Source organism: Rhizobium sp. LjRoot254 (genome assembly GCF_964254105.1).
Classification (GTDB): domain Bacteria; phylum Pseudomonadota; class Alphaproteobacteria; order Rhizobiales; family Rhizobiaceae; genus Rhizobium_E.
Genome location: NZ_CAXUSM020000001.1, coordinates 3,855,172 through 3,876,299, shown reverse-complemented (window position 1 = coordinate 3,876,299; position 21,128 = coordinate 3,855,172). Strand labels below are relative to the sequence as shown.

Genomic DNA, 21,128 nt, shown 5'->3' with positions numbered 1-21,128 from the left:
ACAGCGGCTTTGCCGCTTAAGCCACAAGTTCAACATTCAAAGGTCTGAAACCATGAGACGTGTTGTTGTCACCGGCCTGGGGGTCGTGTCATCCATCGGCAATAATGCAGCCGAGGTCACCGAATCCTTGAGGCATGCGAAATCAGGCATTTCCAGATCGGAAGACTTTGCCGAACATGGCTTCAAATGCCAGGTCTGGGGTGCACCGAAGCTCGACGTGACCGGGATGGTCGATCGCCGCGCGACCCGCTTCCTGTCCACCGCCGGCCAGTGGAACCACATTGCCATGCTGCAGGCGATCGCTGACTCGGGCGTCGAGGAGAGTGATATCTCCAACGAGCGCACCGGCATCATCATGGGTTCCGGCGGGCCGTCGACCAAGACCCTTGTCGAAGCCGCCGACATCACGCGGCAGAATGGCAGCCCCAAGCGCATCGGCCCGTTCGCCGTGCCGAAGGCGATGTCGTCGACGGCATCGGCGACGCTCGCCACATGGTTCAAGATCCATGGCGTGAATTACTCGATTTCCTCGGCCTGCTCGACCTCGGCGCATTGCATCGGCAACGCCGCCGAGATGATCCAGTGGGGCAAGCAGGACATGATGTTCGCCGGCGGCCACGAGGACCTCGACTGGACCATGTCGAACCTCTTCGATGCAATGGGCGCGATGTCCTCGAAATACAACGATGCGCCGGCCACGGCTTCGCGCGCCTATGACGCCGACCGCGACGGCTTCGTCATCGCCGGCGGTGCTGGCGTGGTGATCCTGGAAGAGCTCGAGCACGCCAAGGCGCGCGGCGCCAAGATCTATTGCGAACTGACCGGCTACGGCGCGACATCGGACGGCTACGACATGGTCGCACCCTCGGGCGAAGGCGCGATGCGCTGCATGAAGCAGGCGCTTGCGACCGTCAAGAACCGGGTCGATTACGTCAACACGCATGGCACATCCACGCCGGTGGGCGATTCCAAGGAGATCGGCGCGATCCGCAGCGTCTTCGGCGATGACATGCCGCATATCCAGTCGACCAAGTCGCTGACCGGGCATTCGCTCGGTGCGGCAGGCGTACAGGAAGCGATCTACTCGATCCTGATGATGCAGGAACGCTTCATCGGCGAGAGCGCGCATATCACCACTCTCGACCCGGAATTCGAGGGCGTGCCGATCGTCCGCAAGCGCATCGACGATGCGAAGATCGACACGGCGCTGTCCAACTCCTTCGGCTTCGGCGGCACCAACGCCACGCTCGTCTTCGAACGATTCAACGGCTGATCAGGGGCATTTATGACGGGCATCATGCAGGGAAAACGCGGCCTCATCATGGGAGTGGCCAATCGCAACTCCATTGCCTGGGGCATTTCCAAGGCGCTCGCCGAGCAGGGCGCGGAACTCGCCTTCACCTATCAGGGCGATGCGCTGGAAAAGCGGGTCCGCCCGCTGGCAGCCGAGGCGAAGTCCGATTTCCTGGTAGAATGCGATGTCGAGAAGATCGAGTCGGTCGATCATGTCTTTGACGAACTGAAGAAGCGCTGGGGCGGGCTCGATTTCGTCGTTCACGCCATCGGCTTCTCCGATAAGAGCGAGCTCAAGGGGCTCTATGCCGATACGACGCGCGACAATTTCAGCCGGACGATGGTGATCTCCTGCTTCTCTTTCACCGAAGTGGCCAAGCGCGCCGCCGCCATGATGAACGAAGGCGGCACCATGCTGACGCTGACTTATGGCGGCTCGATGCGGCTGATGCCGAACTACAATGTGATGGGCGTGGCCAAGGCGGCGCTGGAAGCCTCGGTGCGGTATCTGGCCGGTGATTTCGGCCCGCGCGGCATCCGCGTCAACGCGATTTCGGCCGGACCGATCCGGACGCTGGCCGGCGCGGGGATTTCCGATGCGCGCGCCATGCTCGCCTGGCAGCAGAAGAACTCGCCGATGCGCCGCACGGTGACCATCGACGATGTCGGACAATCTGCGCTCTACCTGCTCTCGCCGATGTCGGGCGGTGTGACCGGCGAGATCCACTATGTGGATTCAGGCTATAACATCACTTCGATGCCGGTTCTGGAGACGCTCAACAAAGCCGATCAGGACTAAGACACCGAAGTTTAGGTGACAGAACAAAAAAGCCCTTCAAGCGCGATGCGCTGAAGGGCCTTTGTCTTATTGGGTGCCGCAGACAGTCCGCCGCCATCGGACATTCGCGACGTCATGGCCGGGAGGGACCTCGACGTCAACGCCAAAAGGCGCCTGCAGCACCCGGACCGGAATCGGCCCTGCGAGGAAAACCTACACCTCGATTCCGATCAATCCCTGGCTGACGGCGATGGCGATCGCATGCAGCCTGTTCTTTGCCCCCAGCTTCCGCTCGGCGCAGAAAAGCAATGTTTCGGTCTCTTTTTCGCTGACACCGAGGCGCATGGCGATTTCCCCGGCACGGTAGCCATTGGCTGCCAGTGTCAAGCCTATCAGTTCCATACGTGTGAGGGAGAAGTCCTCGGCATCGGCCGTCTGCTTAAGTCCATTTTGACTCATTACTTTTCCATATCGCTTGCAAGGAGCCTCCCGAGCCCTGCCATTCCTTGAATGTATGCCCGTCGATCCCTTGCATGGAAAAGTCTTGTCCCCACGGCACAACGCCACGAGGCTTTTTAAAGCCATGGTTCAGTTCGGATACGTGCTGATATATTACAGCTTTGTAACCTTGTAATTCACACGCCGCGCCAAAAAATTGTTCATCCGCCGCTAAAGTAGTCGAAGTGAACACTTGGCTCCAATCCTCAGGCGGTTGAAACATTCGTCTTGCGATATTCGCGGGGCGTGATCCCGAACCAGCGCATGGTCGAGCGGGTGAACGCGCTGGCCTGGGAATAACCGAGCCGCAGTGCGATCTCGGCGGCGCTGAAATCCGTCTCGCTGAGCAGCTTTTGAGCTAGGTCGCGGCGGACCTCATCGCGCAGGTCGGCGAGGCTGGTGCCGGATTCGGATAGGCGGCGTTGCAGCGTGCGCTCCGAGACATGGAAATAGTCTGCGGCCTCCGCAAGGCTGATACTGCTCTCGTTAATGCGCGTGAGAATGAACTCCTTGAGCTCGTCGGCGAAATCAGGCGTGTCCGGACGCGCCGGCCTCAGTGCGGTGCATTGCAGGTCCATCAGCTGGAACAAGCGGGGATCGCCCTTTGGATTTTCGACATTGAACAGCTCGGCCGGCAGCCGTATCGAATTGATCCGTCGCTCGAAGTTCACCCGACGCGGCAGGCGTTCACGAAAAGGTGTTATATTCCGGGGCTTTGGCCGTTCCATGCCAATTTCGACCGCGTCCACGGCGCCGCCCAGCACATCACGCAAACGCATGGTGGTCAGACCCATATTCATATCGACGAACTGATCGCGCTTGACGATCAGCGGCGAAAAGGTCCAGGCGAATTCCGCACCCTGCTCGTTGATCGTCAGTTTCGAATAGCTCTTCTCGGAGACATAGGAATGGTGCGTGGCCATGAAGCGGAACATGTCGAGCGCGGTCGGTGCCGACATCAGGCCGAAACCATAGGGGCCGGACGAGCCGGGGCGAAAGAAATCGATCGATTTGAGCGCGAATGCCTCGTCTTTGGTGATGAGGGCGCAGGTCTCGAGAAGCCGGCACAGGCGGTCCAGGCTGACCCGGCCCGTGAGGTCCTGGAAGACCGCCGGGTCGATACCCAACGCGGCATAGATCGGTTCTAAGTCGATGTTGTACTGCTTCGCAGCCTCGCCGATGGCTGACGCCAGCCCCGACGCTGCGGTGTATCGATCGCTAGCGGTTTCTCTCTGTGCCATTTGGCGCGCAATGCTAAAAAATTGGCATCGAAAGATAATATAGCCCGATTTATCGCAAAGTCCATCAAAACCACAACCTGCAATTGCTCATAAGCGGAGCAATTGCTTGATATATCTGGCTCTGGATTGCCGGCTATTTCTTGGCCCAGAGTATCTTGTAGCGCGCGTTACGCGCGGTCTCGCCGCTCGTGCGGAAATGCTCCTTGAGCACGGGCTCGTAGGGCAGGCCGCGATTGGCGACCATCAACAGTTCGCCGCCGGCCCTCAGCGCCTGCGACGCCGTCTTGATCATCGCCTGACCGAGACCGGGCTCGGCAGCATGGCCCTCGTGGAAGGGCGGGTTCATGACGATGAGGTCGTAGCGCGACTTCACCTCTTCGCGGGCGAGGTCGAGCCAGTGATAACGGGTTGCGAGCTTCGGGCAGAGGTGATCGACATTTTTCCGCGCGGCGTTGAGCGCGGCGTGGTCGGCCTCATAGAGATCGATGCCCTCGATGCCCGGGGAGAGTTCCGCAAGCGCCACGGTGAGATAGCCCCAGCCGGCGCCGAAATCGGCCGCGTGCTTCTTGTAGTCCTTCGGCAGATAGCGGGCGAGATACTGCGAGCCGGCATCGACCTCGGCATGCGAGAACATGCCCGGCGCGGTGACGAACTTGTCGGCGATGAAGCTCGGCTTGACGCGGAGCGATGCTATGAGGGCATCGGCCTTGTCGGGACGGGCGAACCAGAAGGCCTGGGCGTGATACTTTGCCAGATGCTCGGTCTCGACCTCGAGCGACTGGAGCCGCTTGCGCAGGGACTGCACGCCGTCTTCCTTCGATCCAGCGATGACAACGCGAGCGCCGGGCTTGAGGCGCGATAGCGCCTCGGCGACGAAATTCTCGTTCTGGCCGCGATGACGCGTCATCAGTATCAGCGCCATGTCGAAATCGGTGCCGGTGATTTCCGGCTGGGCATCGACGCCGCGCTTCATCAGGCCGTTATAGAGCGGGCGGAATGCCTGTACGGCTTCCATCTCCGCGCCAAAGCCCTCGGGCAGCGTGTAGCCGGCCTCGGCGCCGAGAAACAGCACGCGCTCACCCTCGGCTGGCGGCGTCAGCACCTGGGTGTCGAACGGATGGAAGAGGGTCTTTACGGCGTCGCGCATAGTGGTCGGTCTTTCCTAATATGGAAAAGGCGCGGGGGGTGCTCCCCGCGCCTCGCAATTCTTGTGAAGGTCGGAGACGCTTATTCGGCGTCTTCGGTCCTCTTTTCGGCGACGACTTCCTTGCCGGTCGCCTGGTCGACAACCTTCATGGACAGGCGAACCTTGCCGCGCTCGTCGAAACCGAGCAGCTTGACCCAGACCTTCTGGCCTTCCTTGACGACATCGCCCGTCTTGGCGACGCGCTCGGAAGCGAGCTGCGAGATGTGCACGAGGCCATCGCGCGGGCCGAAGAAGTTCACGAATGCGCCGAAATCGGCGATCTTGACGACCGTGCCTTCATAGATCTGACCGATTTCCGGCTCGGCGACGATCGAATGGATCCACTTGCGGGCCGCTTCGATTTCCTTGCCTGAGGACGACGCGATCTTGATCGTGCCGTCGTCTTCGATGTTGATCTTGGCGCCGGTCTTTTCGACGATCTCGCGGATCACCTTGCCGCCGGAACCGATGACTTCACGGATCTTGTCGACCGGGATGGACATGGTTTCGATGCGCGGGGCGAATTCGCCGAGCTGGCCGCGGCTCTCGGAGAGGGCATTGGCCATTTCGTGCAGGATGTGCTTGCGGCCGCCCTGCGCCTGGCTGAGCGCGACCTTCATGATCTCTTCGGTGATACCGGCGATCTTGATGTCCATCTGCAGCGAGGTGATGCCGTCGGCGGTGCCGGCGACCTTGAAGTCCATGTCGCCGAGGTGATCTTCGTCACCCAGGATGTCGGAGAGAACTGCAAAGCGTTCACCTTCGAGGATCAGGCCCATGGCGATACCGGCAACGGGCTTCGCCAGCGGAACGCCGGCGTCCATCAGTGCGAGCGAGGTGCCGCAGACAGTCGCCATGGACGACGAACCGTTGGACTCGGTGATCTCGGAGACGATGCGCAGCGTGTAGGGGAACTGCTCGGCGGTCGGCAGCATCGGGCGAATGGCGCGCCATGCGAGCTTGCCATGGCCGATTTCGCGGCGGCCGGGCGAACCCATGCGGCCGGTTTCACCAACGGAGTAGGGAGGGAAGTTGTAGTGCAGAAGGAAGCGTTCCTTGTACATGCCGGTCAGGCTGTCGACATACTGCTCGTCTTCGCCGGTGCCGAGCGTGGCGACAACGATCGCCTGGGTCTCGCCACGGGTGAAGAAGGCCGAGCCGTGCGTGCGCGGCAGGATGCCGACTTCAGACACGATCGGACGAACGGTCTCGAGATCGCGGCCGTCGATGCGGCTCTTGGTGTCGAGAATGTTCCAGCGAACGATCTTGGCTTGCAATTCCTTGAACACGGAACCGATGACATCGGACGGGAAGGTCGGGTTGCCTTCGGCGTCGACGAAATGTTCCTTGACCTTGGTCTTGACGGCATCGACCGCGGCGTAGCGGACGGCCTTTTCGGTGTTCTTGTAGGCGGCGCGGAGTTCTTCTTCCGTGAGCTTCAGCATTTCGGCTTCGAGCTCGGAATAATCCGGCGGGGTGAAGTCGCGCGGTTCCTTGGCGGCAGCTTCGGCGAGCTGGATGATCGCATCGATCACCGGCTGGAAGCCGCGATGGCCGAACATGACGGCGCCGAGCATGGTCTCTTCGTCGAGTTCCTTGGCTTCGGATTCAACCATCAGGACGGCGTCGGACGTGCCGGCGACGACGAGGTCGAGCGTCGATTCATCCATCTCGTCGAGATGCGGGTTCAGCACATATTCGCCGTTGATATAGCCGACGCGCGCGCCGCCGACCGGGCCCATGAAGGGAACGCCGGAGAGCGTCAGTGCTGCCGACGTAGCGACCATGGACAATACATCCGGATCGTTTTCGAGGTCATGCTGCATGACGGTGACGACGACCTGGGTGTCGTTCTTGTAGCCATCGGGGAAGAGCGGGCGGATCGGGCGGTCGATCAGGCGGGAAACCAGTGTTTCCTTTTCCGACGGACGGCCTTCGCGCTTGAAGTAGCCGCCCGGGATCTTGCCGGCGGCATAGGTCTTTTCCTGGTAGTTGACGGTCAGCGGGAAGAAGTCCTGGCCGGCCTTCGGTGCCTTGGCGGAAACGACGGTGGCGAGAACGACGGTTTCGCCATAGGTGGCGAGAACGGCGCCGTCAGCCTGGCGGGCGATCTTGCCCGTTTCCAGAATGAGCGGGCGGCCTGCCCATTCGATTTCGACCTTGTGGGTTTCAAACATGTTATGTCCTTTGATGTGCGCAGGCTCGACCGGTTGTGACGCCGGGAAAGCCGCCTTGTTGTTATGCACATCACGGGCAAGACAGCGGGATGTTTCCGTGTGATCGCGGCCGGAGCCGCATGAAACAAACTGCAATCCTGCCCCATGATGGGCGGTTCGTCCGGCCTCCGGCCCATCCGGGAACAGGGTTGGCGCAGGAATATCCGGCGCGGGAATAAGAAATCGGCGGAAGGATGCGAACCCTTCCGCCGGAGTTTTTTAGCGGCGAATGCCGAGGGCGCCGATCAGCTTGGTGTAACGGGCTTCGTCCTTCTTCTTGAGATAATCAAGAAGCGAACGGCGGCTCGAAACCATCTTCAAAAGACCACGACGGGAATGGTTATCCTTCTTGTGGGCCTTGAAGTGATCGGTCAGGGTGTTGATGCGCTCGGTGAGGATGGCAACCTGGACTTCCGGAGAACCGGTGTCGCTTGGGACGGTTGCATATTCCTTGATCAGTTCAGCCTTGCGCTCAGTAGTCAGCGACATCGGGACAATCCTTTCGAATTTTGGATTTTTAAGACGCCCAAAGCCGGGATGTCGTCCAGCTATGGCCAGTGAAAGCAAAGAAAATCTCTGTGCTGGCGCGGCCTATAAACGAAATCGTCATGAAAGGAAAGGGGCGGGGCGGAATTCGTCGCGGGCAGGGTGTGCCTTGAATTCAGAGAGATTGAATACTAGCATTCTCGCATGGCCACGACAGAAAAATTCAGCATTGTCCTTACGCCGGAAATGGTGATCGCGATCAAGGCGCGTGTCCAGCAATCGCTTGATGACCCGAGGCCGAACTTGACCAGCAGGCAGATGCGCGAGTGACTGGACGCGCTGTATGCGCGCAAACAGACGCCAGAAAAATGATCGGTGACAGCCTCGCTTAGCAAGCCTCGTGACGCACGCCTCCCGATATGGTAGCGCTATCATCAAAAGGGAGGACGCAATGCCATATATCAATATCAAGATCACCCGCGAGGGCGCCACGCGTGCGCAGAAGGCGGAGATCATCAAGGGCGTGACCGATCTCATGGTGCGCGTGCTCAACAAGGACCCGAACGGCACCTTCGTGGTCATCGATGAAGTCGCGCTAGAAGATTGGGGCGTGGGCGGCCTGCCGGTCGATGAATTCCGCAAGCTGCATGCCGGGGGCTGACCGTCTACCCAAACACTCGCTTCGGCCGGAACTCGCCCTCCTCGATCGCGCCGATGGCAACGAGATCGCCGGATATCGTGCAATAGGCCTCGGGCGCCGGGAGCGGCGCATCGCGGCCGCGCAGGATGATCGGGTTGCCGGAGCGAATGCGGCGTGCCTGATCCTCGCTGATCGCGAGATGCGGCAGCGAAGAGAGCGCCTCCGACGTGTCGATCAGATAGGCGTCGAGTGCCGCGAGCCGCTCATCGTGGTCTTCGATCGATTCGAGCTTCACCAGTTCGGCGAGCGGCACCATCGTCTCCTCAGCGAAGGGCGCGACATAGGAGCGGCGCAGGCCGGAGATATGGCCGTAGCAGCCGAGGTCGCGGCCGAAATCGCGTGCCAGCGAACGCACATAGGTGCCCTTGCCGCATTCGACTTCGAAATGCGCCCGGTCCGTCTCCGCCTTGAGCAATGTCAGGCGGTGGATTTCGACTTCACGTGAAGGAATTTCGACGGCCTCGCCTCCGCGAGCAAGATCGTAAGCGCGCTCGCCGGATATCTTGATTGCCGAGAACTGCGGCGGGATCTGCTGGATTACGCCGGTGTATTTCGGCAGCAGATCACGGATCGCCTGCTCGTCCGGACGGTTGTCCGAGGCCTGGGTGGCTTCGCCTTCGAGGTCGTCGGTTGAGCGTTCCTCGCCCCAACTGACGGTGAATTCATAGATCTTGCGGCCGTCCATCACGTAAGGAACGGTCTTGGTCGCGTCGCCCAGCGCGATCGGCAGCATGCCGGAGGCAAGCGGATCGAGTGTGCCGGCATGTCCGGCCTTCTGCGCCTTGAAAAGCCACTTGATCTTGGAGACGGCCTCGGTCGAGCCGAAATCCACCGGCTTGTCGAGAATGAGCCAGCCGGAAATCGGCCGGCCCTTGGGCTTGCGGGGCTTGGACATTATTCGCCGTCTTCCCCGCTGCTGCCGAGATCGCGTTGCACTTCCGGCGACTTCAGGAGTTCGTCGATCTTGCGGAAGTTCTCGAAGCTCGTGTCGTCCTTGAACCGAATTTCCGGCATGTATTTCATCTGCCTGAGCGAAGGACCGATGCGGCCACGGATGAATTTCGCATTGCGATTGAGCGCGGCCACGACCTTGTCATGGTCCTTGGCGCCGAGCGGGGTCACGAACGCCGTGGCGATCCTGAGGTCGGTCGACATGCGGACCTCGGAGATCGAGATCACGGCGCTGTCGATCAGCGGATCGTTGATCTCGCGCCGCTGCAGGACCTGCGTCAGCGCGGAACGGACCTGTTCGCCCACGCGCAGCATACGCTGCGAGGGCGCGGAAGAAGTTGGTTTTGCCATTGTGTTCCAAAAATGTGGGGGCGCCATCCGCGCCCGCGTCTTCAAGCGCGGGTCAATGACTCGTTTGGGCCAAAAGGTCAAGACCGGCGGCATTGCGGCACGCAGGCAACACACTGTGCGTTGAAACAAATGTAACAGAATGCCGGATTTGCTGGCGTCCTTACGAAACAATCATCCCGCAAAAGCGCGTTTGAAAGAATTTCAAACACGGAGAACGAAAATGGCGATCGAAAAGCTGGACTACTCGGCCCTTCCGATGACAACAGCGACCGCCAATACGACCTATGTGCTGGACGCCGACGAGCACAGGTCGGTCGGCAGCGGTTACATGATCGAGCTCGCCGCGACGCAAGGTCTGAAGTTCCAGCTCAACGGTAGCCTTTATTCGGGTGGCGTGTTGTTCGACTACGGTGCGCCCGGCCAGACCGCGCCCGCGATCCGGGTCAATGTCGGCAGCACCGCCTACATGGAGAGCGAAAGCGGAGCGTTCCTGCTCTATGGAGATGGAAGCGTTATTCACAACGAGGGAACCATTGCTTCCACTTCGGGTGTGGCGGTCGGCATGTCTGGAGCCGGCATCGGGGTGGAGAATGAAGGTACGCTTCTGAGCTTTAGTACCTACGCCGTTATGCTTTCGGGGAGCGACCTGCACTTTGAGAATTCCGGCACTATCGGCGGCGGCATCAGCATTTCGAGCACTACAGGTTCGACTTCGACCATCATCAATTCCGGCCTCATCAACAGCGCCAGCGTCGCGGTATTGGCCGGCAACGGCGACGATACGATCATCAACAGCGGACTCATTCGGACCAGCGTGGGCATGGGCAACGGCGACGATCGTTTCATCGACAAGGGCGGCGACGTCACCAGCGCCATCTTGGGTGGCGGCGGCGACGATCTCTTTGTCATCAAGTCGGGTGATTTCGATCTTCGCGAAAGTAACGGCAGCGGCTTCGACACCGTCAAGTCCTACGTTTCCTGGGAAATAGGTCAGGACTTCGAAGTTGGCCGCCTCCTTGGCAGCAAGAACATCAATCTGACCGCGAGCGATGACGGCGCGTTCCTTTACGGCAACGCCGGCAACAACAAGCTTACCGGCCGTGCTGGCGTCGACAAGCTCGATGGCGGACGTGGCAACGACATCCTGACCGGCGCTGCCAACGAAGACCATTTCGTGTTCAAGGCCGGCAGTGGCAAGGACGTCATTGTCGATTTCATTGATGGCGCGGACAGCATCGATCTGCAGGACTACAAGGGCATCGACGCTTTCGGTGACCTGGGAATCAAGCAGGACGGGAAGGACCTTGTGATCGAACTCCAGGGCGGCGATACGATCACGCTTCGGAATTTTGACAAGACAGACCTGTCGGGCGCCGATTTCGCGTTCTGACCGCAGGCAAGAAGTCCGGTAGCCGCAATCCACCATCGGGGCTGAGACTTTATTGTTCGCCGACAGTGACCGGCAGTGCCTTGTAGGTCTCGATCGTGATGCTGCCATTCGAGAGTAGATCGACCGGCTGGTCGTTCTCGACCGCCGTCGCCTTGACGATAGTGAAGCCCGTTACGTTGCAGTCGGTTTCGATCTTTGCCGTGTTGGCCCAGTTGAAACGCGCACCGCCCAGGCTTTCGAGCGTGATCGTCTGGTCCTCGAGTTCGGTATTGCCGCTCGCGGTATTGGCCGGATCGAACTGCGGCCGCATGACAATGGCGAGATTGGAGTATTCGTGCTCGTTCTCCTGGAGCGCGAAGTCATAGGCGCAATAGCCCTGGCCACCGACCCAGGAATAGGTATTGACGAGGATGATGGTGAGATATTGCGCGATCATGAAAGTGCTCCGACAGGATCAGCGGGGTTTCGGCCTCTCGACGGCCTGGAATGTCAATCACATTGCCACTGCAGGATGATCAGCGGTCACAAATGCGGCATATATGGCGGCGGCGCCGTCCGCGGTATGACATGCATGGTCTGGTGGATGGCCGATATCAGCAATTCGGGCGGGCAGGGTTTCGGAAGCCACTTGCCGCTATCCAGCAGTTCGTCGGGTTCCTCCAGCGATTTCGGGATCGCCGAATAGATGAGAAACGGGATCTTGCGACCCTTCAGCACGCGCCCGATGCCCAATGCATCACCATCGCTGAATTGGATGTCCAGGATTCCAAGGTCCGGCGTATGATTCTCAAGCCAGCTTTCGGCCGCCGCAAGCGTGGCGAATTCGACGGTCATGCCGAACCCCGCCTCGTGGGCAATGAACTCCAGATCGAGCGCGATAAGGGGCTCGTCCTCCAGGATCAAGACTGTCTTCGTCGCGAGTCTTTCCATCGATGTCCCCCATAACTCCAACACGGGCGGCTGAAGGGAAAGTCGCGTTCCGGGCCTGATGTCACCCGATTTCCGCGGCATCGTCAAGGTAGCTTATATGTGGTGTGTCCCAGGCCCGGATTCCAGCTGGGCTAGCCCATTTTCTGCCGCCTGATCCGCTGCCATGTCAACAGTCCGGCGACGACGGCGAAGCCGAGATTGCTGAGGATGTAGCGCGGGGAAGTCTCGACGCAGCCTTCGCTGATCGCGGTCTGGTAATAGGGATTGGCAAGGTCGATCGAGAGATAGCTGACGGCGTGGTAAATCGCGAGACACAGGAACCAGGCGATCGCAGTCATCGTCGACCGCGTGCTGTTGCCGGCGATGAGCCAGACCAGGATCGCCCCGGTGATCAGGCTGTCCAGCGTAAAGAACTTGCGGAACTGATCGCCATCCGGCTGGCCCTTGAGCAGGCTGTCGAGCACGGGCAGATGGTCGGCGAGGTTGAGAGAACCCGTCTCGCAGACGGCCGCCATGGCCACGCTTGGCAACAATATGAGAATGGCGGCCGGAGCCGCCATTCTGAGAAGTGTCTTGATGCGCGAACCCCGCATCACAGCGTCCGGGTGATGTGCTCGACGCGGAAGCATTCGATGACGTCGCCGGCGCGGATATCTTCATAGTTCTCGAAGGCCATGCCGCATTCTTGACCGACCTGCACTTCGGAGACTTCGTCCTTGAAGCGCTTGAGGGTCTTGAGCTTGCCTTCGTGGATGACAACGTTCTCGCGAAGCAGGCGTACGCCCATGCCGCGCTCGACCTTGCCTTCGGTGACCTGGCAACCGGCGACCTTGCCGACCTTGGTGATGTTGAACACTTCCTTGATCGTGGCGTAACCGAGGAAGGTTTCGCGGCGTTCCGGCGAGAGCAGGCCGGACATCGCCGCCTTCACGTCATCGGTCAGGTCGTAGATGATGTTGTAGTAGCGGATTTCGATACCGGCACGTTCGGCCGCGTCGCGGGCCTGCGGGTTGGCACGGACGTTGAAGCCGATGATCGCGGCACCAGAAGCCTCGGCAAGCGAGACATCCGACTCGGTGATCGCGCCTGCGCCCGAATGGACGATGCGGGCCCGGACTTCGTCGGTCGAGATCTTATCGAGTGCGCCTGATATGGCTTCGATCGAGCCCTGCACGTCGCCCTTGATCACGAGCGGGAATTCCTTGACGCCGGCGGCGGTAAGCTGCGTCATCATCTGTTCGAGCGAACCGCGCTGGCCGGCATGGCGGGCAACAGCCTTTTCGCGAGTGAGCCGCTGGCGGTATTCGGCGATTTCGCGGGCACGGCTTTCGTTTTCCGCCACGGCGAACTTGTCGCCGGCCTGGGGCGTGCCCTGGAGGCCGAGGATTTCCACCGGTGTGGCGGGACCCGCTTCCTTGATATGGTCGCCGCGGTCGTTGACCAGCGCACGCACGCGGCCCCACTGGTCGCCGGCGACAATGATCTGGCCCGGGCGAAGCGTGCCCTTCTGGACGAGAACAGTGGCGACGGAGCCGCGGCCGCGATCGAGCTTGGCTTCAACCACCGAACCTTCGGCCGTCCGGGTCGGATCGGCCTTGAGGTCGAGGATTTCGGCCTGCAGGTTGATCGCTTCGAGCAGCTTGTCGAGGCCGACGCCTGTCTTGGCCGACACTTCGACGTCGAGCACTTCACCGCCCATGCTTTCCACGAAGACTTCGTGCTGGAGCAGTTCGGTGCGAACCTTCTGCGCGTTGGCCGTCGGCTTGTCGACCTTGTTGATCGCCACGATGATCGGCACACCGGCCGCCTTGGCGTGGTTGATCGATTCGATCGTCTGCGGCATCACGCTGTCATCGGCAGCGACCACCAGGATCGCGATGTCGGTGACCTGCGCGCCGCGGGCACGCATGGCGGTGAAGGCCGCGTGGCCCGGCGTGTCGATGAAGGTGATCTTGCGACCGTCCTGCTCGACCTGATAGGCGCCGATATGCTGGGTAATGCCGCCGGCTTCGCCGGACACCACGTTGGCGTGGCGGATGGCATCGAGCAGCGAGGTCTTGCCGTGGTCGACGTGACCCATGATGGTCACGACCGGCGGGCGCGATACCATCTCGGTCTCGTCGTCCTCGCGGCCAAAGATGCCGGTTTCAACGTCGGACTCGGAGACGCGCTTGACGGTGTGGCCGAATTCGACGGCGATCAGCTCGGCAAGGTCGGCATCGATGATGTCGCCCGCCTTCATCATCTGGCCTTCCTTCATCAGGAACTTGATGACATCGACCGAACGCTCGGACATGCGCTGCGAAAGTTCCTGGATGGAGATGGTTTCCGGCAGCACGACTTCGCGGAGAACCTTTTCGCGGGTCTCCTGCATCTGGCTGCGGCGGAACTTCTCCTGCCGGCGGCGCATGGCCGACAGCGAACGGCCGCGCGACGGAACGCCGTCATCGTCGCCATCGGTCACGACGACCTTGGCAGGCGCGCGTCTGTTGTCCTCGACCTTGCGGACGGGCTTGGCAACTTCGACGCGGGCGCCGACCTTGCCGCGCACGGGCGCACCACCACGGCGGGCGCGTTCTTCTTCTTCCTCTTGCTCCCGGCGTCCACGACCCGAAGGCACAGCGCCCGGACGAGCGTTCACGGGCGTTGCACCCGGCGCATCTGGACGGCGTGCGGAGGGGGCCTGATCGGCAGGACGCCGGACGAGTTCCGCAACCGGCTCGGTGCGGCGCTCGGGCGTCGCTGCAACTGCGGGCTCGGCCACCTTTGCTTCGACGACCGGCTCTTCGGTCACGACGCCGCGTTCGGCATCCTCGGCCTTGCGGCGCGCGGTTTCCTCGGCCTGGCGTGCAGCTTCCTCGGCCTGCGCCTTGGCGCGGCGGGCATTTTCCTCGGCGCGGACCTTTGCGTCTTCCGCATCGCGGATCGCGGCTTCGGCCAGCGCGCGGCGGCGTGCATCGATCTCACCGGCGGAAAGCTGGTTCAGCACGGCGCCGCCACCCGGACGCTGCGGTTCGGGGCGGCGCTGCTCGACATGTGTCCGCTGCGGCTGCTGTGCGACCGTCGGCGCGGGACGCGCCTGCACCGGCACCACCAGCTGGGGCTTGTCATCATGGCCACCCGGGCGGCGCTTGCGGGTCTCCACGACGACAGTCTTTGCCCGGCCCCGGCCCATATCCTGGCGCACGGTTCCCTGTGTCAGGCCCGACGGCTTCAGCGTCAGGGTCTTCTTGCCTGTTACATGGAGAGTCTTGTCGTCGTTGTTATCCGTCATTCCGCTTCCGTTTTTCCAAAGCTTCCGCACCACCTTGTTGACCGGTGGTGGAGCTCCATATCGTTCAAAATTCTCGCGGCCTTCACATAGACCAGGCGCTGCCGCCACGATAGGTTTCGAGCAGTTTCGCGCGCTTCACTACACCCTGACCGGCCTGCCCTGCAAGCGCCACGGCGTGGATAAATGCATTATCGCCCATCAGTTCCTGCATTTCGTCGAAGGACAGAAGCTGGAACGCGGGTATTTCTTCGAGCTCATCCATCGTGAGCATCCAGGCCTTGCGCGCCTGGGAAATCTTGCGGACGCCGTCTGGAGCGGCGTCTGTCGCGTGGAAGACGGCGAGTGCTGCGCCGGAGCGCACCGCACCATCCACCTTCGAATTGCCCGAGACGAACTGGCCCGCCTTGCGTGCCATATTCATCATGCCGGTCATCTGGGAAACCAGCAGGCGGTCCACCTGCTCGCCTAGCTCAGGTAGTGCCTTGACATCGGATTTCAAGGCGCGGGCGAAGAGTTGTTTCTGCACGGCCTTGTCGACGATGGCGCGGCTAGCTGTCACCGAGCAGCCGCGGCCGGGCAGGGCGCGCTTGAGGTCCGGAACCACAGTGCCATCCGGCCCAGCCACGAAGCGGATCAGCATTTCTGCCGGCCCGCTTTCGCGTGTCACGATGCACATGCGGTCATTCATGGGTTCGTCTTTTTCTTTCACCTTCATGAATGCCCCGCTCCAAGCCTCGACCGATCCGTTACCGGATCAGGCCACGGCCTCGTCGCTCTCGCTGCCTTCGGCGGCAAGCGCCTCGGCCTCACGAGCGAGGTCTTCCTCGGTGATCCAGCCGGCGGACAGACGCGCCTGCACGATCATCGCCTCGGCATCGGTGCGCGAAACGTCGAACTTCTGGAACAGGCCCTCGAAGCGCTTGGTCTCGCCATTCTTCTTCTCGGTCCAGCCGACGAGGTCGTCTGAGGCGCAGCCGGCGAAGTCCTCGATCGTCTTGATGCCGTCCTCGCCGAGCGCGACCAGCATCTGCGCCGTCAGGCCCTCGATCTGGTAGAGTTCGTCCTCGACGCCGAGTTCCTTGCGCTTGGCATCCATCTCGGCCTGGATACGGTCGAGATATTCCTTGGCGCGGTTCTGGATTTCCCCGGCGGTTTCCTCGTCGAAGCCGTCGATCGAAGCAATTTCGCTCGCGTCGACATAGGCGAGTTCCTCGACCTGGGCGAAGCCTTCCGATGCAAGCACCTGACCGACCATCTCGTCGACATCAAGCGCTTCCATGAACAGCTTGGTGCGCTCGTTGAATTCCTTCTGGCGGCGCTCGGACTCTTCGGCCTCGGTCAGGATGTCGATATCCCAGCCGGTCAGCTGCGAGGCGAGGCGGACATTCTGGCCGCGACGGCCGATGGCGAGCGACAGCTGCTCATCCGGCACCACGACTTCGATGCGCTCGGCGTCCTCGTCGAGAACCACCTTGGCGACTTCGGCCGGCTGCAACGCATTGACGATGAAGTTCGCCGGATCGTTGGACCAGGGAATGATGTCGATCTTCTCACCCTGCAACTCGCCGACAACGGCCTGGACGCGCGAGCCGCGCATACCGACGCAGGCGCCGACCGGATCTATCGACGAATCGTTGGAGATGACGGCGATCTTGGCGCGCGAGCCCGGATCGCGGGCAACCGAGCGGATCTCGATGATGCCGTCGTAGATTTCGGGCACTTCCATGGTGAAGAGCTTGACCATGAACTGCGGATGGGTGCGCGACAGGAAGATCTGCGGACCACGCTGTTCGCGGCGAACGTCATAGACGAAGGCGCGGACGCGGTCGCCCGGACGCATGGCTTCGCGCGGGATCATCTCGTCGCGGCGGATGATGCCTTCGCCACGGCCGAGATCGACGATGACATTGCCGTATTCGACGCGCTTGACGGTGCCGTTGATGATCTCGCCGATACGATCCTTGTATTCGTCGAACTGGCGGTCACGCTCGGCTTCGCGCACCTTCTGCACGATGACCTGCTTGGCGGACTGCGCGGCGATGCGGCCGAAATCCATCGGCGGCAGCGGATCGGCAATGAAGTCGCCGATCTGGGCGTCGGGGTTGCGGTCGCGGGCCAAGAGAAGCGGGATCTCGCGGGAATAGTCTTCCGCGTGTTCGACCACTTCAAGCAGGCGCTGCAGCTTCATCTCGCCGGTCTTCGGGTTGATGTCGGCCTTGATGTTGGATTCGGTGCCGTAGCGCGAACGCGCGGCCTTCTGGATGGCGTCGGCCATGGCGGCAAGGACGATTTCCCGGTCGATCGACTTTTCGCGGGCAACCGCGTCGGCGATCTGAAGGAGTTCAAGCCTGTTTGCACTCACTACCATCTTAAGTCTCCAATGCTGATGGTCTGGTTTTTCGAATCCGGCCAGTCGCGCTTCACAGCGCTCAGGCGTCGTCCTCGCTCTCGAAATTCTCGTTTGCGGCTTGGCGTGCCGCCTTGTCGGCCTTCAACGCATCGCGGATCAGGTCGTCGGTCAAAATCAGCCGTGCTTCCGAAAGCGTGGTGAAGGGAATGGTGACCAGCGGATCTTCATCCTTGGCCGGCGTCTCGCGCTCCAGCACGAAGGCATCTTCGGAAACACTCGAAATCGTGCCGCGAAACCGCTTGCGGCCTTCCACCATGACGGAGGTCTCGAACTTTACGACATGGCCAACCCACTTGGTGAAGTCCGACTTCCGAACCATCGGCCGGTCGATACCGGGCGACGACACTTCAAGATGATACGCCTTGTCGATCGGGTCATCAACATCGAGCACCGGCGAGATCGCCATCGACAGCTTTTCGCAGTCCTGCACGGTCATGATGCCATCCGGCCGCTCGGCCATGATCTGCAGGGTCATGCCGTTCTGGCTCGAAAGCTTCACCCGCACGAGCTGGTAGCCCATCTCGACGATGGTCGGCTCGATGATCGATGCGACGCGCGCGTCGATCCCGGTTTCGGTAATCAGTCTCGGTTCAATGACCGTATCGTTCATCGTCTCTCGTTTCATCCAGCCTGGCTGGAGGTAACAAAAAAGAGCGGGTCCTCGCGGCCCCACTCTTCATCAAATGATCAAGAATTTTGCGGTGATATAGACCTGTTAACGAAAGATTGCAAGTCCAAAGGCGGAGGGGTCTCGCCAGGCGCCCAGACGCAGCCGCGGCCGGCGAATCCGGCGGTCGGAGAAGGTTCGGCCCCGTGCGGGATTGCCGATGCGCGCCCGTCAGCCAACAGCGACTCAGCGCCGGACAAGCAACCTTTCCAGTGCTTCATCGACAAGGGCGGGAACGGTCGCTGGATCATCAAGGTATGCGATTTCAAGCAGGCCATCCGACAGTGCGACGAGCAGCGAGGCGGTGACGGAAGGCATGGGATCACCATCTTCCGCAAGGAGGTTGCGGAGACTGTCGTGATACCAGGCGCGACGCGCATCGATAGCCTGGCGCACCTTGCTGGCCGGATCCGGATACTCGGCGGCTGCATTGAGGAACGGACAGCCGCGCCAGCCGCCAGCGGTCACGGCATCGCCGATACGGCCCAGGATGGCAGCGATCATTTCGCGTGGCGGTCGGTTTGGCAATGCAGCGACTGCCTCCCGACCGAGCCTGTCCTGTTCTTCGACATAGGCAACGACGAGTTCATCCTTTGACGGAAAGTGCTTGTAGAAGGTCGCCTTGGCTACGGCGGCTTCCGCGATGATGCGATCGATGCCGACGGCATGGATGCCGGTTTCGTAGAAAAGCCGGGTTGCGGTGTCGAGTAGACGACGGCGCGCCGGACTTTCCTCAGGATGATGTGGAGAATCTTTTTCCTTCATTGCTTGACTCTGACAGACAGGTCTGTATATTGCAACAGACAGACCTGTCTGTATGGAGGAAATGCAAATGAGCGAAACATCTGAAGTCATCCACCGGTTCAACCAAGCGTTCCAGGACCATGATCCCAGCGCATTCGCAGACCTGATCGCCCCGGATTGCGTCATGGAATCGATCCAGCCGGCGCCGGACGGCACGCGCTACGAGGGCTACGATGCCAACCTGGCCTTCTGGCAGGCCCTCGCGGCCGACCGCGTTGCCCATTTCGAGGTCGAAGATACCTTTGTGATGGGCGACCGCGCGAATATCCGTTGGCGCTTCCATTTCGGCGACGGTGGCTCGGTCCGCGGCGTGAGCCTGATACGTGTCCGTGATGGCCGGATCGTCGAGGCCCTGGCCTATTCCAAATCGGCGGGCGCGTCGGCACCCGTGCCGGAGTGACGGTTTCCTTGCCCCGCGGCAACGGCGCCAGCAGTGTTCGAATTTTCAAGGAGGAACTCTCATGATCATCATCGCAGGCTACACACGCATGGAAATCAACCAACGCGACGCAGCCGTGGCGGCATTCGCCGCAATGATCCGAAGGGCGAGGGAGCAGGACGGCTGCCTTGACTTTTCTATCAGTCCGGACCCGGTCGATCCCGATAGGACCAATGTCTTCGAATGCTGGCGCGACCAGCAGTCGTTGAATGCTTGGCGCAAGATCGCCAAAGGGCCGCGCGTCAAGATCAGTGAAGCCCACGTAAAACTTTATCGCAGTGACAAGGCCGAAAAGCCGTTCTGAGGAGGTAAGAAAATGACTGACGAAAGCAAAGTTATCCGTGAACTCATGGAACGCTTCAACAGCGCGTTCGAGAAGCATCGCCCGGAAGACCTCGATGACCTGATCGGCGAGGGCTGCGTTCTCGAAAATACCGCGCCGGCCCCGGATGGCGCACGCTACGAAGGGCGAGAGGCCTGCCTCGATTTCTGGAAAGGCATCGCGTCGTCCGCCAACTTGGTCTTCAAAGCCGAGGAAATCACCGCGATGGGTGATCGCGGCATCATCCGCTGGCAGCTTCGCTGGAGCGAGAGCGACGGAGACCGGGTTCGAGGCGTCAACATCATGCGCGTTCGGGACGGCAAGATCGTCGAAGGTTTGGGATACGTAAAGGGATAGCCTTCAGAATTATTCACCCATATGGTTGACTATCGACTCGGAATATAATATTCAACCATTAGGGTGAATAAATGGAAGACGAAAAACTGTCACGCATCCTGAAGGCCGTAGGAGATACGACCAGACGGCACATACTCACGCTCCTGGTGCAAGAGGGGCCGCTGAGAGTGACTGCGCTCGCCGCCCATTTCGACATGTCCCTCAACTCCGTTTCAAAGCACATCAAGGTGCTGGAGGAGGCGGGACTGGTCACCCGCCGGACTTTGGGCCGCGAGCACTTCATCGCGGCGGAACTCGAGCCGCTGAGGGTGACCGAAGGCTGGTTCGCCCAACTGAAGTCCATCTGGGAACTGCGCCTCGCGGCGCTCGAAAACATACTCGTAACCAAGGATCAAGATGATGAGTGAACTCGAACTGACCATCAGCCGCACCATCCCCGCCTCGCGCGAAAAGGTGTTCAACGCCTGGCTTTCACCGAAAGTCCTGGCGCAATTCATGAACACGCCCATGGGCGGCACCCAGCCGACCAAGGTAAGCAACGATCCCGTCAAGGGCGGCCGCTTCTCGATCGTCATGATGAATGAGGACAAGGAGATACCGCATGCCGGTACCTATCTCGCGATCGACCCGCATTCGCATCTCTCCTTCACCTGGGAGTCGCCCTATTCGCTCGACGATAGCGTGGTGACGATCGATTTGACTGAGGTCGATGCCGGCACGACGGAGCTCACGCTCCGGCATGTGAAGTTCCGCAGCCAGGAGGCCCGCGATGGCCACAAGGAAGGCTGGACGGCGATTGTCGGCAATCTCGCCAAGACGCTGGGCTGAGTTACCG

25 protein-coding genes are annotated in these 21,128 nt (G+C 60.9%); 10 read left to right on the top strand and 15 right to left on the bottom strand.

Annotated features, from left to right (window positions below; translation table 11 throughout):
* Positions 1-52 precede the first annotated feature (52 nt).
* Together fabB and fabI are read left to right on the top strand one after the other, a co-directional pair.
* Positions 53-1,273 (top strand): beta-ketoacyl-ACP synthase I, encoded by a 1,221-nt coding sequence (gene fabB, locus ACSQ26_RS19060; RefSeq protein WP_436011594.1) that lies wholly within the window; start codon positions 53-55, stop codon positions 1,271-1,273.
* Between the two features lie 12 nt (positions 1,274-1,285).
* Positions 1,286-2,092 (top strand): enoyl-ACP reductase FabI, encoded by an 807-nt coding sequence (gene fabI / locus ACSQ26_RS19055; RefSeq protein WP_436011592.1) that lies wholly within the window; start codon positions 1,286-1,288, stop codon positions 2,090-2,092.
* Between the two features lie 192 nt (positions 2,093-2,284).
* Here fabI and ACSQ26_RS19050 read toward each other — a convergent pair whose 3' ends face one another.
* From ACSQ26_RS19050 to rpsO, 5 genes are all read right to left on the bottom strand, one after another.
* A complete protein-coding gene (locus ACSQ26_RS19050; protein ID WP_436011590.1) occupies positions 2,285-2,530 on the bottom strand; it encodes a helix-turn-helix domain-containing protein in 246 nt (81 codons plus the stop codon).
* A 245-nt stretch (positions 2,531-2,775) separates the two neighbouring features.
* Complete coding sequence (locus ACSQ26_RS19045) at positions 2,776-3,810, bottom strand: AraC family transcriptional regulator ligand-binding domain-containing protein (RefSeq protein WP_436011589.1); 1,035 nt, start codon at positions 3,808-3,810, stop codon at positions 2,776-2,778.
* A gap of 133 nt (positions 3,811-3,943) precedes the next feature.
* Positions 3,944-4,957: a class I SAM-dependent methyltransferase gene (locus tag ACSQ26_RS19040; protein WP_436011587.1), complete on the bottom strand. Its 1,014-nt coding sequence runs from the start codon at positions 4,955-4,957 to the stop codon at positions 3,944-3,946.
* A gap of 80 nt (positions 4,958-5,037) precedes the next feature.
* The gene (gene pnp, locus ACSQ26_RS19035; protein WP_436011585.1) at positions 5,038-7,173 is read right to left on the bottom strand and encodes a polyribonucleotide nucleotidyltransferase; all 2,136 of its coding nucleotides are present in this window, start codon (positions 7,171-7,173) and stop codon (positions 5,038-5,040) included.
* Positions 7,174-7,431: 258 nt separating this feature from the next.
* Positions 7,432-7,701, bottom strand: a complete 270-nt coding sequence (rpsO, locus tag ACSQ26_RS19030) for a 30S ribosomal protein S15 (protein WP_436011583.1) — start codon at positions 7,699-7,701, stop codon at positions 7,432-7,434.
* A gap of 201 nt (positions 7,702-7,902) precedes the next feature.
* Between rpsO and ACSQ26_RS19025 the strand changes: the two genes are divergently transcribed.
* Together ACSQ26_RS19025 and ACSQ26_RS19020 are read left to right on the top strand one after the other, a co-directional pair.
* Entirely contained in the window at positions 7,903-8,028 is a 126-nt protein-coding gene (locus ACSQ26_RS19025; protein WP_436011581.1) for a hypothetical protein, read from the top strand.
* Positions 8,029-8,149: 121 nt separating this feature from the next.
* Complete coding sequence (locus ACSQ26_RS19020; protein ID WP_436011579.1) at positions 8,150-8,359, top strand: tautomerase family protein; 210 nt, start codon at positions 8,150-8,152, stop codon at positions 8,357-8,359.
* A 4-nt stretch (positions 8,360-8,363) separates the two neighbouring features.
* Here ACSQ26_RS19020 and truB read toward each other — a convergent pair whose 3' ends face one another.
* Both truB and rbfA read right to left on the bottom strand, forming a co-directional pair.
* A complete protein-coding gene (gene truB, locus ACSQ26_RS19015) occupies positions 8,364-9,293 on the bottom strand; it encodes a tRNA pseudouridine(55) synthase TruB (RefSeq protein WP_436011577.1) in 930 nt (309 codons plus the stop codon).
* Entirely contained in the window at positions 9,293-9,700 is a 408-nt protein-coding gene (gene rbfA / locus ACSQ26_RS19010; RefSeq protein WP_436011575.1) for a 30S ribosome-binding factor RbfA, read from the bottom strand. Before rbfA ends, truB begins: the two co-directional genes overlap by 1 nt.
* Positions 9,701-9,839: 139 nt before the next feature.
* On the opposite strand from rbfA, the gene ACSQ26_RS19005 reads away from it, so the two are divergent.
* Positions 9,840-11,090: a calcium-binding protein gene (locus ACSQ26_RS19005; protein ID WP_436011573.1), complete on the top strand. Its 1,251-nt coding sequence runs from the start codon at positions 9,840-9,842 to the stop codon at positions 11,088-11,090.
* Positions 11,091-11,139: 49 nt separating this feature from the next.
* Here the strand turns inward: ACSQ26_RS19005 and ACSQ26_RS19000 are convergent, their stop codons facing one another.
* The 8 genes from ACSQ26_RS19000 to ACSQ26_RS18965 form a co-directional block, all read right to left on the bottom strand.
* On the bottom strand, positions 11,140-11,526 hold the full coding sequence (locus tag ACSQ26_RS19000) for a hypothetical protein (RefSeq protein ID WP_436011571.1): 387 nt from the start codon (positions 11,524-11,526) through the stop codon (positions 11,140-11,142).
* Between the two features lie 86 nt (positions 11,527-11,612).
* Entirely contained in the window at positions 11,613-12,020 is a 408-nt protein-coding gene (locus ACSQ26_RS18995) for a response regulator (protein ID WP_436011569.1), read from the bottom strand.
* Positions 12,021-12,151: 131 nt separating this feature from the next.
* Complete coding sequence (locus ACSQ26_RS18990) at positions 12,152-12,613, bottom strand: hypothetical protein (protein ID WP_436011567.1); 462 nt, start codon at positions 12,611-12,613, stop codon at positions 12,152-12,154.
* Positions 12,613-15,294, bottom strand: a complete 2,682-nt coding sequence (infB, locus tag ACSQ26_RS18985) for a translation initiation factor IF-2 (protein ID WP_436011565.1) — start codon at positions 15,292-15,294, stop codon at positions 12,613-12,615. Before infB ends, ACSQ26_RS18990 begins: the two co-directional genes overlap by 1 nt.
* An 82-nt stretch (positions 15,295-15,376) precedes the next feature.
* The gene (locus ACSQ26_RS18980) at positions 15,377-16,009 is read right to left on the bottom strand and encodes an RNA-binding protein (protein WP_436011563.1); all 633 of its coding nucleotides are present in this window, start codon (positions 16,007-16,009) and stop codon (positions 15,377-15,379) included.
* Between the two features lie 39 nt (positions 16,010-16,048).
* Positions 16,049-17,662: a transcription termination factor NusA gene (gene nusA, locus ACSQ26_RS18975; RefSeq protein ID WP_436011561.1), complete on the bottom strand. Its 1,614-nt coding sequence runs from the start codon at positions 17,660-17,662 to the stop codon at positions 16,049-16,051.
* Positions 17,663-17,723: 61 nt separating this feature from the next.
* The gene (gene rimP / locus ACSQ26_RS18970; RefSeq protein ID WP_436011559.1) at positions 17,724-18,314 is read right to left on the bottom strand and encodes a ribosome maturation factor RimP; all 591 of its coding nucleotides are present in this window, start codon (positions 18,312-18,314) and stop codon (positions 17,724-17,726) included.
* 243 nt (positions 18,315-18,557) lie between these two features.
* A complete protein-coding gene (locus tag ACSQ26_RS18965; RefSeq protein WP_436011557.1) occupies positions 18,558-19,136 on the bottom strand; it encodes a TetR/AcrR family transcriptional regulator in 579 nt (192 codons plus the stop codon).
* Between the two features lie 61 nt (positions 19,137-19,197).
* Here ACSQ26_RS18965 and ACSQ26_RS18960 point away from each other — a divergent pair, with 61 nt between their 5' ends.
* The 5 genes from ACSQ26_RS18960 (at position 19,198) to ACSQ26_RS18940 (ending at position 21,121) form a co-directional block, all read left to right on the top strand.
* The gene (locus tag ACSQ26_RS18960) at positions 19,198-19,575 is read left to right on the top strand and encodes a nuclear transport factor 2 family protein (protein WP_436011555.1); all 378 of its coding nucleotides are present in this window, start codon (positions 19,198-19,200) and stop codon (positions 19,573-19,575) included.
* A gap of 61 nt (positions 19,576-19,636) precedes the next feature.
* Entirely contained in the window at positions 19,637-19,918 is a 282-nt protein-coding gene (locus tag ACSQ26_RS18955; protein ID WP_436011553.1) for a putative quinol monooxygenase, read from the top strand.
* A 12-nt stretch (positions 19,919-19,930) separates the two neighbouring features.
* Complete coding sequence (locus ACSQ26_RS18950) at positions 19,931-20,293, top strand: nuclear transport factor 2 family protein (protein ID WP_436011551.1); 363 nt, start codon at positions 19,931-19,933, stop codon at positions 20,291-20,293.
* A gap of 71 nt (positions 20,294-20,364) precedes the next feature.
* Positions 20,365-20,700, top strand: coding sequence for an ArsR/SmtB family transcription factor (locus ACSQ26_RS18945; RefSeq protein WP_436011549.1), 336 nt, complete (start codon positions 20,365-20,367; stop codon positions 20,698-20,700).
* The gene (locus ACSQ26_RS18940) at positions 20,693-21,121 is read left to right on the top strand and encodes an SRPBCC family protein (protein ID WP_436011547.1); all 429 of its coding nucleotides are present in this window, start codon (positions 20,693-20,695) and stop codon (positions 21,119-21,121) included. The genes ACSQ26_RS18945 and ACSQ26_RS18940 overlap by 8 nt, the downstream gene beginning before the upstream one ends.
* Positions 21,122-21,128: the final 7 nt, after the last annotated feature.

Excerpts from the sequence above, each read along its gene's own strand:
- fabB (WP_436011594.1), top strand. The coding sequence starts at position 53 with ATGAGACGTGTTGTTGTCACCGGCCTGGGGGTCGTGTCATCCATCGGC.
- fabI (WP_436011592.1), top strand. The coding sequence starts at position 1,286 with ATGACGGGCATCATGCAGGGAAAACGCGGCCTCATCATGGGAGTGGCC.
- ACSQ26_RS19050 (WP_436011590.1), bottom strand. The coding sequence starts at position 2,530 with ATGAGTCAAAATGGACTTAAGCAGACGGCCGATGCCGAGGACTTCTCC.
- ACSQ26_RS19045 (WP_436011589.1), bottom strand. The coding sequence starts at position 3,810 with ATGGCACAGAGAGAAACCGCTAGCGATCGATACACCGCAGCGTCGGGG.
- ACSQ26_RS19040 (WP_436011587.1), bottom strand. The coding sequence starts at position 4,957 with ATGCGCGACGCCGTAAAGACCCTCTTCCATCCGTTCGACACCCAGGTG.
- pnp (WP_436011585.1), bottom strand. The coding sequence starts at position 7,173 with ATGTTTGAAACCCACAAGGTCGAAATCGAATGGGCAGGCCGCCCGCTC.
- rpsO (WP_436011583.1), bottom strand. The coding sequence starts at position 7,701 with ATGTCGCTGACTACTGAGCGCAAGGCTGAACTGATCAAGGAATATGCA.
- ACSQ26_RS19025 (WP_436011581.1), top strand. The coding sequence starts at position 7,903 with ATGGCCACGACAGAAAAATTCAGCATTGTCCTTACGCCGGAAATGGTG.
- ACSQ26_RS19020 (WP_436011579.1), top strand. The coding sequence starts at position 8,150 with ATGCCATATATCAATATCAAGATCACCCGCGAGGGCGCCACGCGTGCG.
- truB (WP_436011577.1), bottom strand. The coding sequence starts at position 9,293 with ATGTCCAAGCCCCGCAAGCCCAAGGGCCGGCCGATTTCCGGCTGGCTC.
- rbfA (WP_436011575.1), bottom strand. The coding sequence starts at position 9,700 with ATGGCAAAACCAACTTCTTCCGCGCCCTCGCAGCGTATGCTGCGCGTG.
- ACSQ26_RS19005 (WP_436011573.1), top strand. The coding sequence starts at position 9,840 with ATGCCGGATTTGCTGGCGTCCTTACGAAACAATCATCCCGCAAAAGCG.
- ACSQ26_RS19000 (WP_436011571.1), bottom strand. The coding sequence starts at position 11,526 with ATGATCGCGCAATATCTCACCATCATCCTCGTCAATACCTATTCCTGG.
- ACSQ26_RS18995 (WP_436011569.1), bottom strand. The coding sequence starts at position 12,020 with ATGGAAAGACTCGCGACGAAGACAGTCTTGATCCTGGAGGACGAGCCC.
- ACSQ26_RS18990 (WP_436011567.1), bottom strand. The coding sequence starts at position 12,613 with ATGCGGGGTTCGCGCATCAAGACACTTCTCAGAATGGCGGCTCCGGCC.
- infB (WP_436011565.1), bottom strand. The coding sequence starts at position 15,294 with ATGACGGATAACAACGACGACAAGACTCTCCATGTAACAGGCAAGAAG.
- ACSQ26_RS18980 (WP_436011563.1), bottom strand. The coding sequence starts at position 16,009 with ATGAAGGTGAAAGAAAAAGACGAACCCATGAATGACCGCATGTGCATC.
- nusA (WP_436011561.1), bottom strand. The coding sequence starts at position 17,662 with ATGGTAGTGAGTGCAAACAGGCTTGAACTCCTTCAGATCGCCGACGCG.
- rimP (WP_436011559.1), bottom strand. The coding sequence starts at position 18,314 with ATGAACGATACGGTCATTGAACCGAGACTGATTACCGAAACCGGGATC.
- ACSQ26_RS18965 (WP_436011557.1), bottom strand. The coding sequence starts at position 19,136 with ATGAAGGAAAAAGATTCTCCACATCATCCTGAGGAAAGTCCGGCGCGC.
- ACSQ26_RS18960 (WP_436011555.1), top strand. The coding sequence starts at position 19,198 with ATGCAAATGAGCGAAACATCTGAAGTCATCCACCGGTTCAACCAAGCG.
- ACSQ26_RS18955 (WP_436011553.1), top strand. The coding sequence starts at position 19,637 with ATGATCATCATCGCAGGCTACACACGCATGGAAATCAACCAACGCGAC.
- ACSQ26_RS18950 (WP_436011551.1), top strand. The coding sequence starts at position 19,931 with ATGACTGACGAAAGCAAAGTTATCCGTGAACTCATGGAACGCTTCAAC.
- ACSQ26_RS18945 (WP_436011549.1), top strand. The coding sequence starts at position 20,365 with ATGGAAGACGAAAAACTGTCACGCATCCTGAAGGCCGTAGGAGATACG.
- ACSQ26_RS18940 (WP_436011547.1), top strand. The coding sequence starts at position 20,693 with ATGAGTGAACTCGAACTGACCATCAGCCGCACCATCCCCGCCTCGCGC.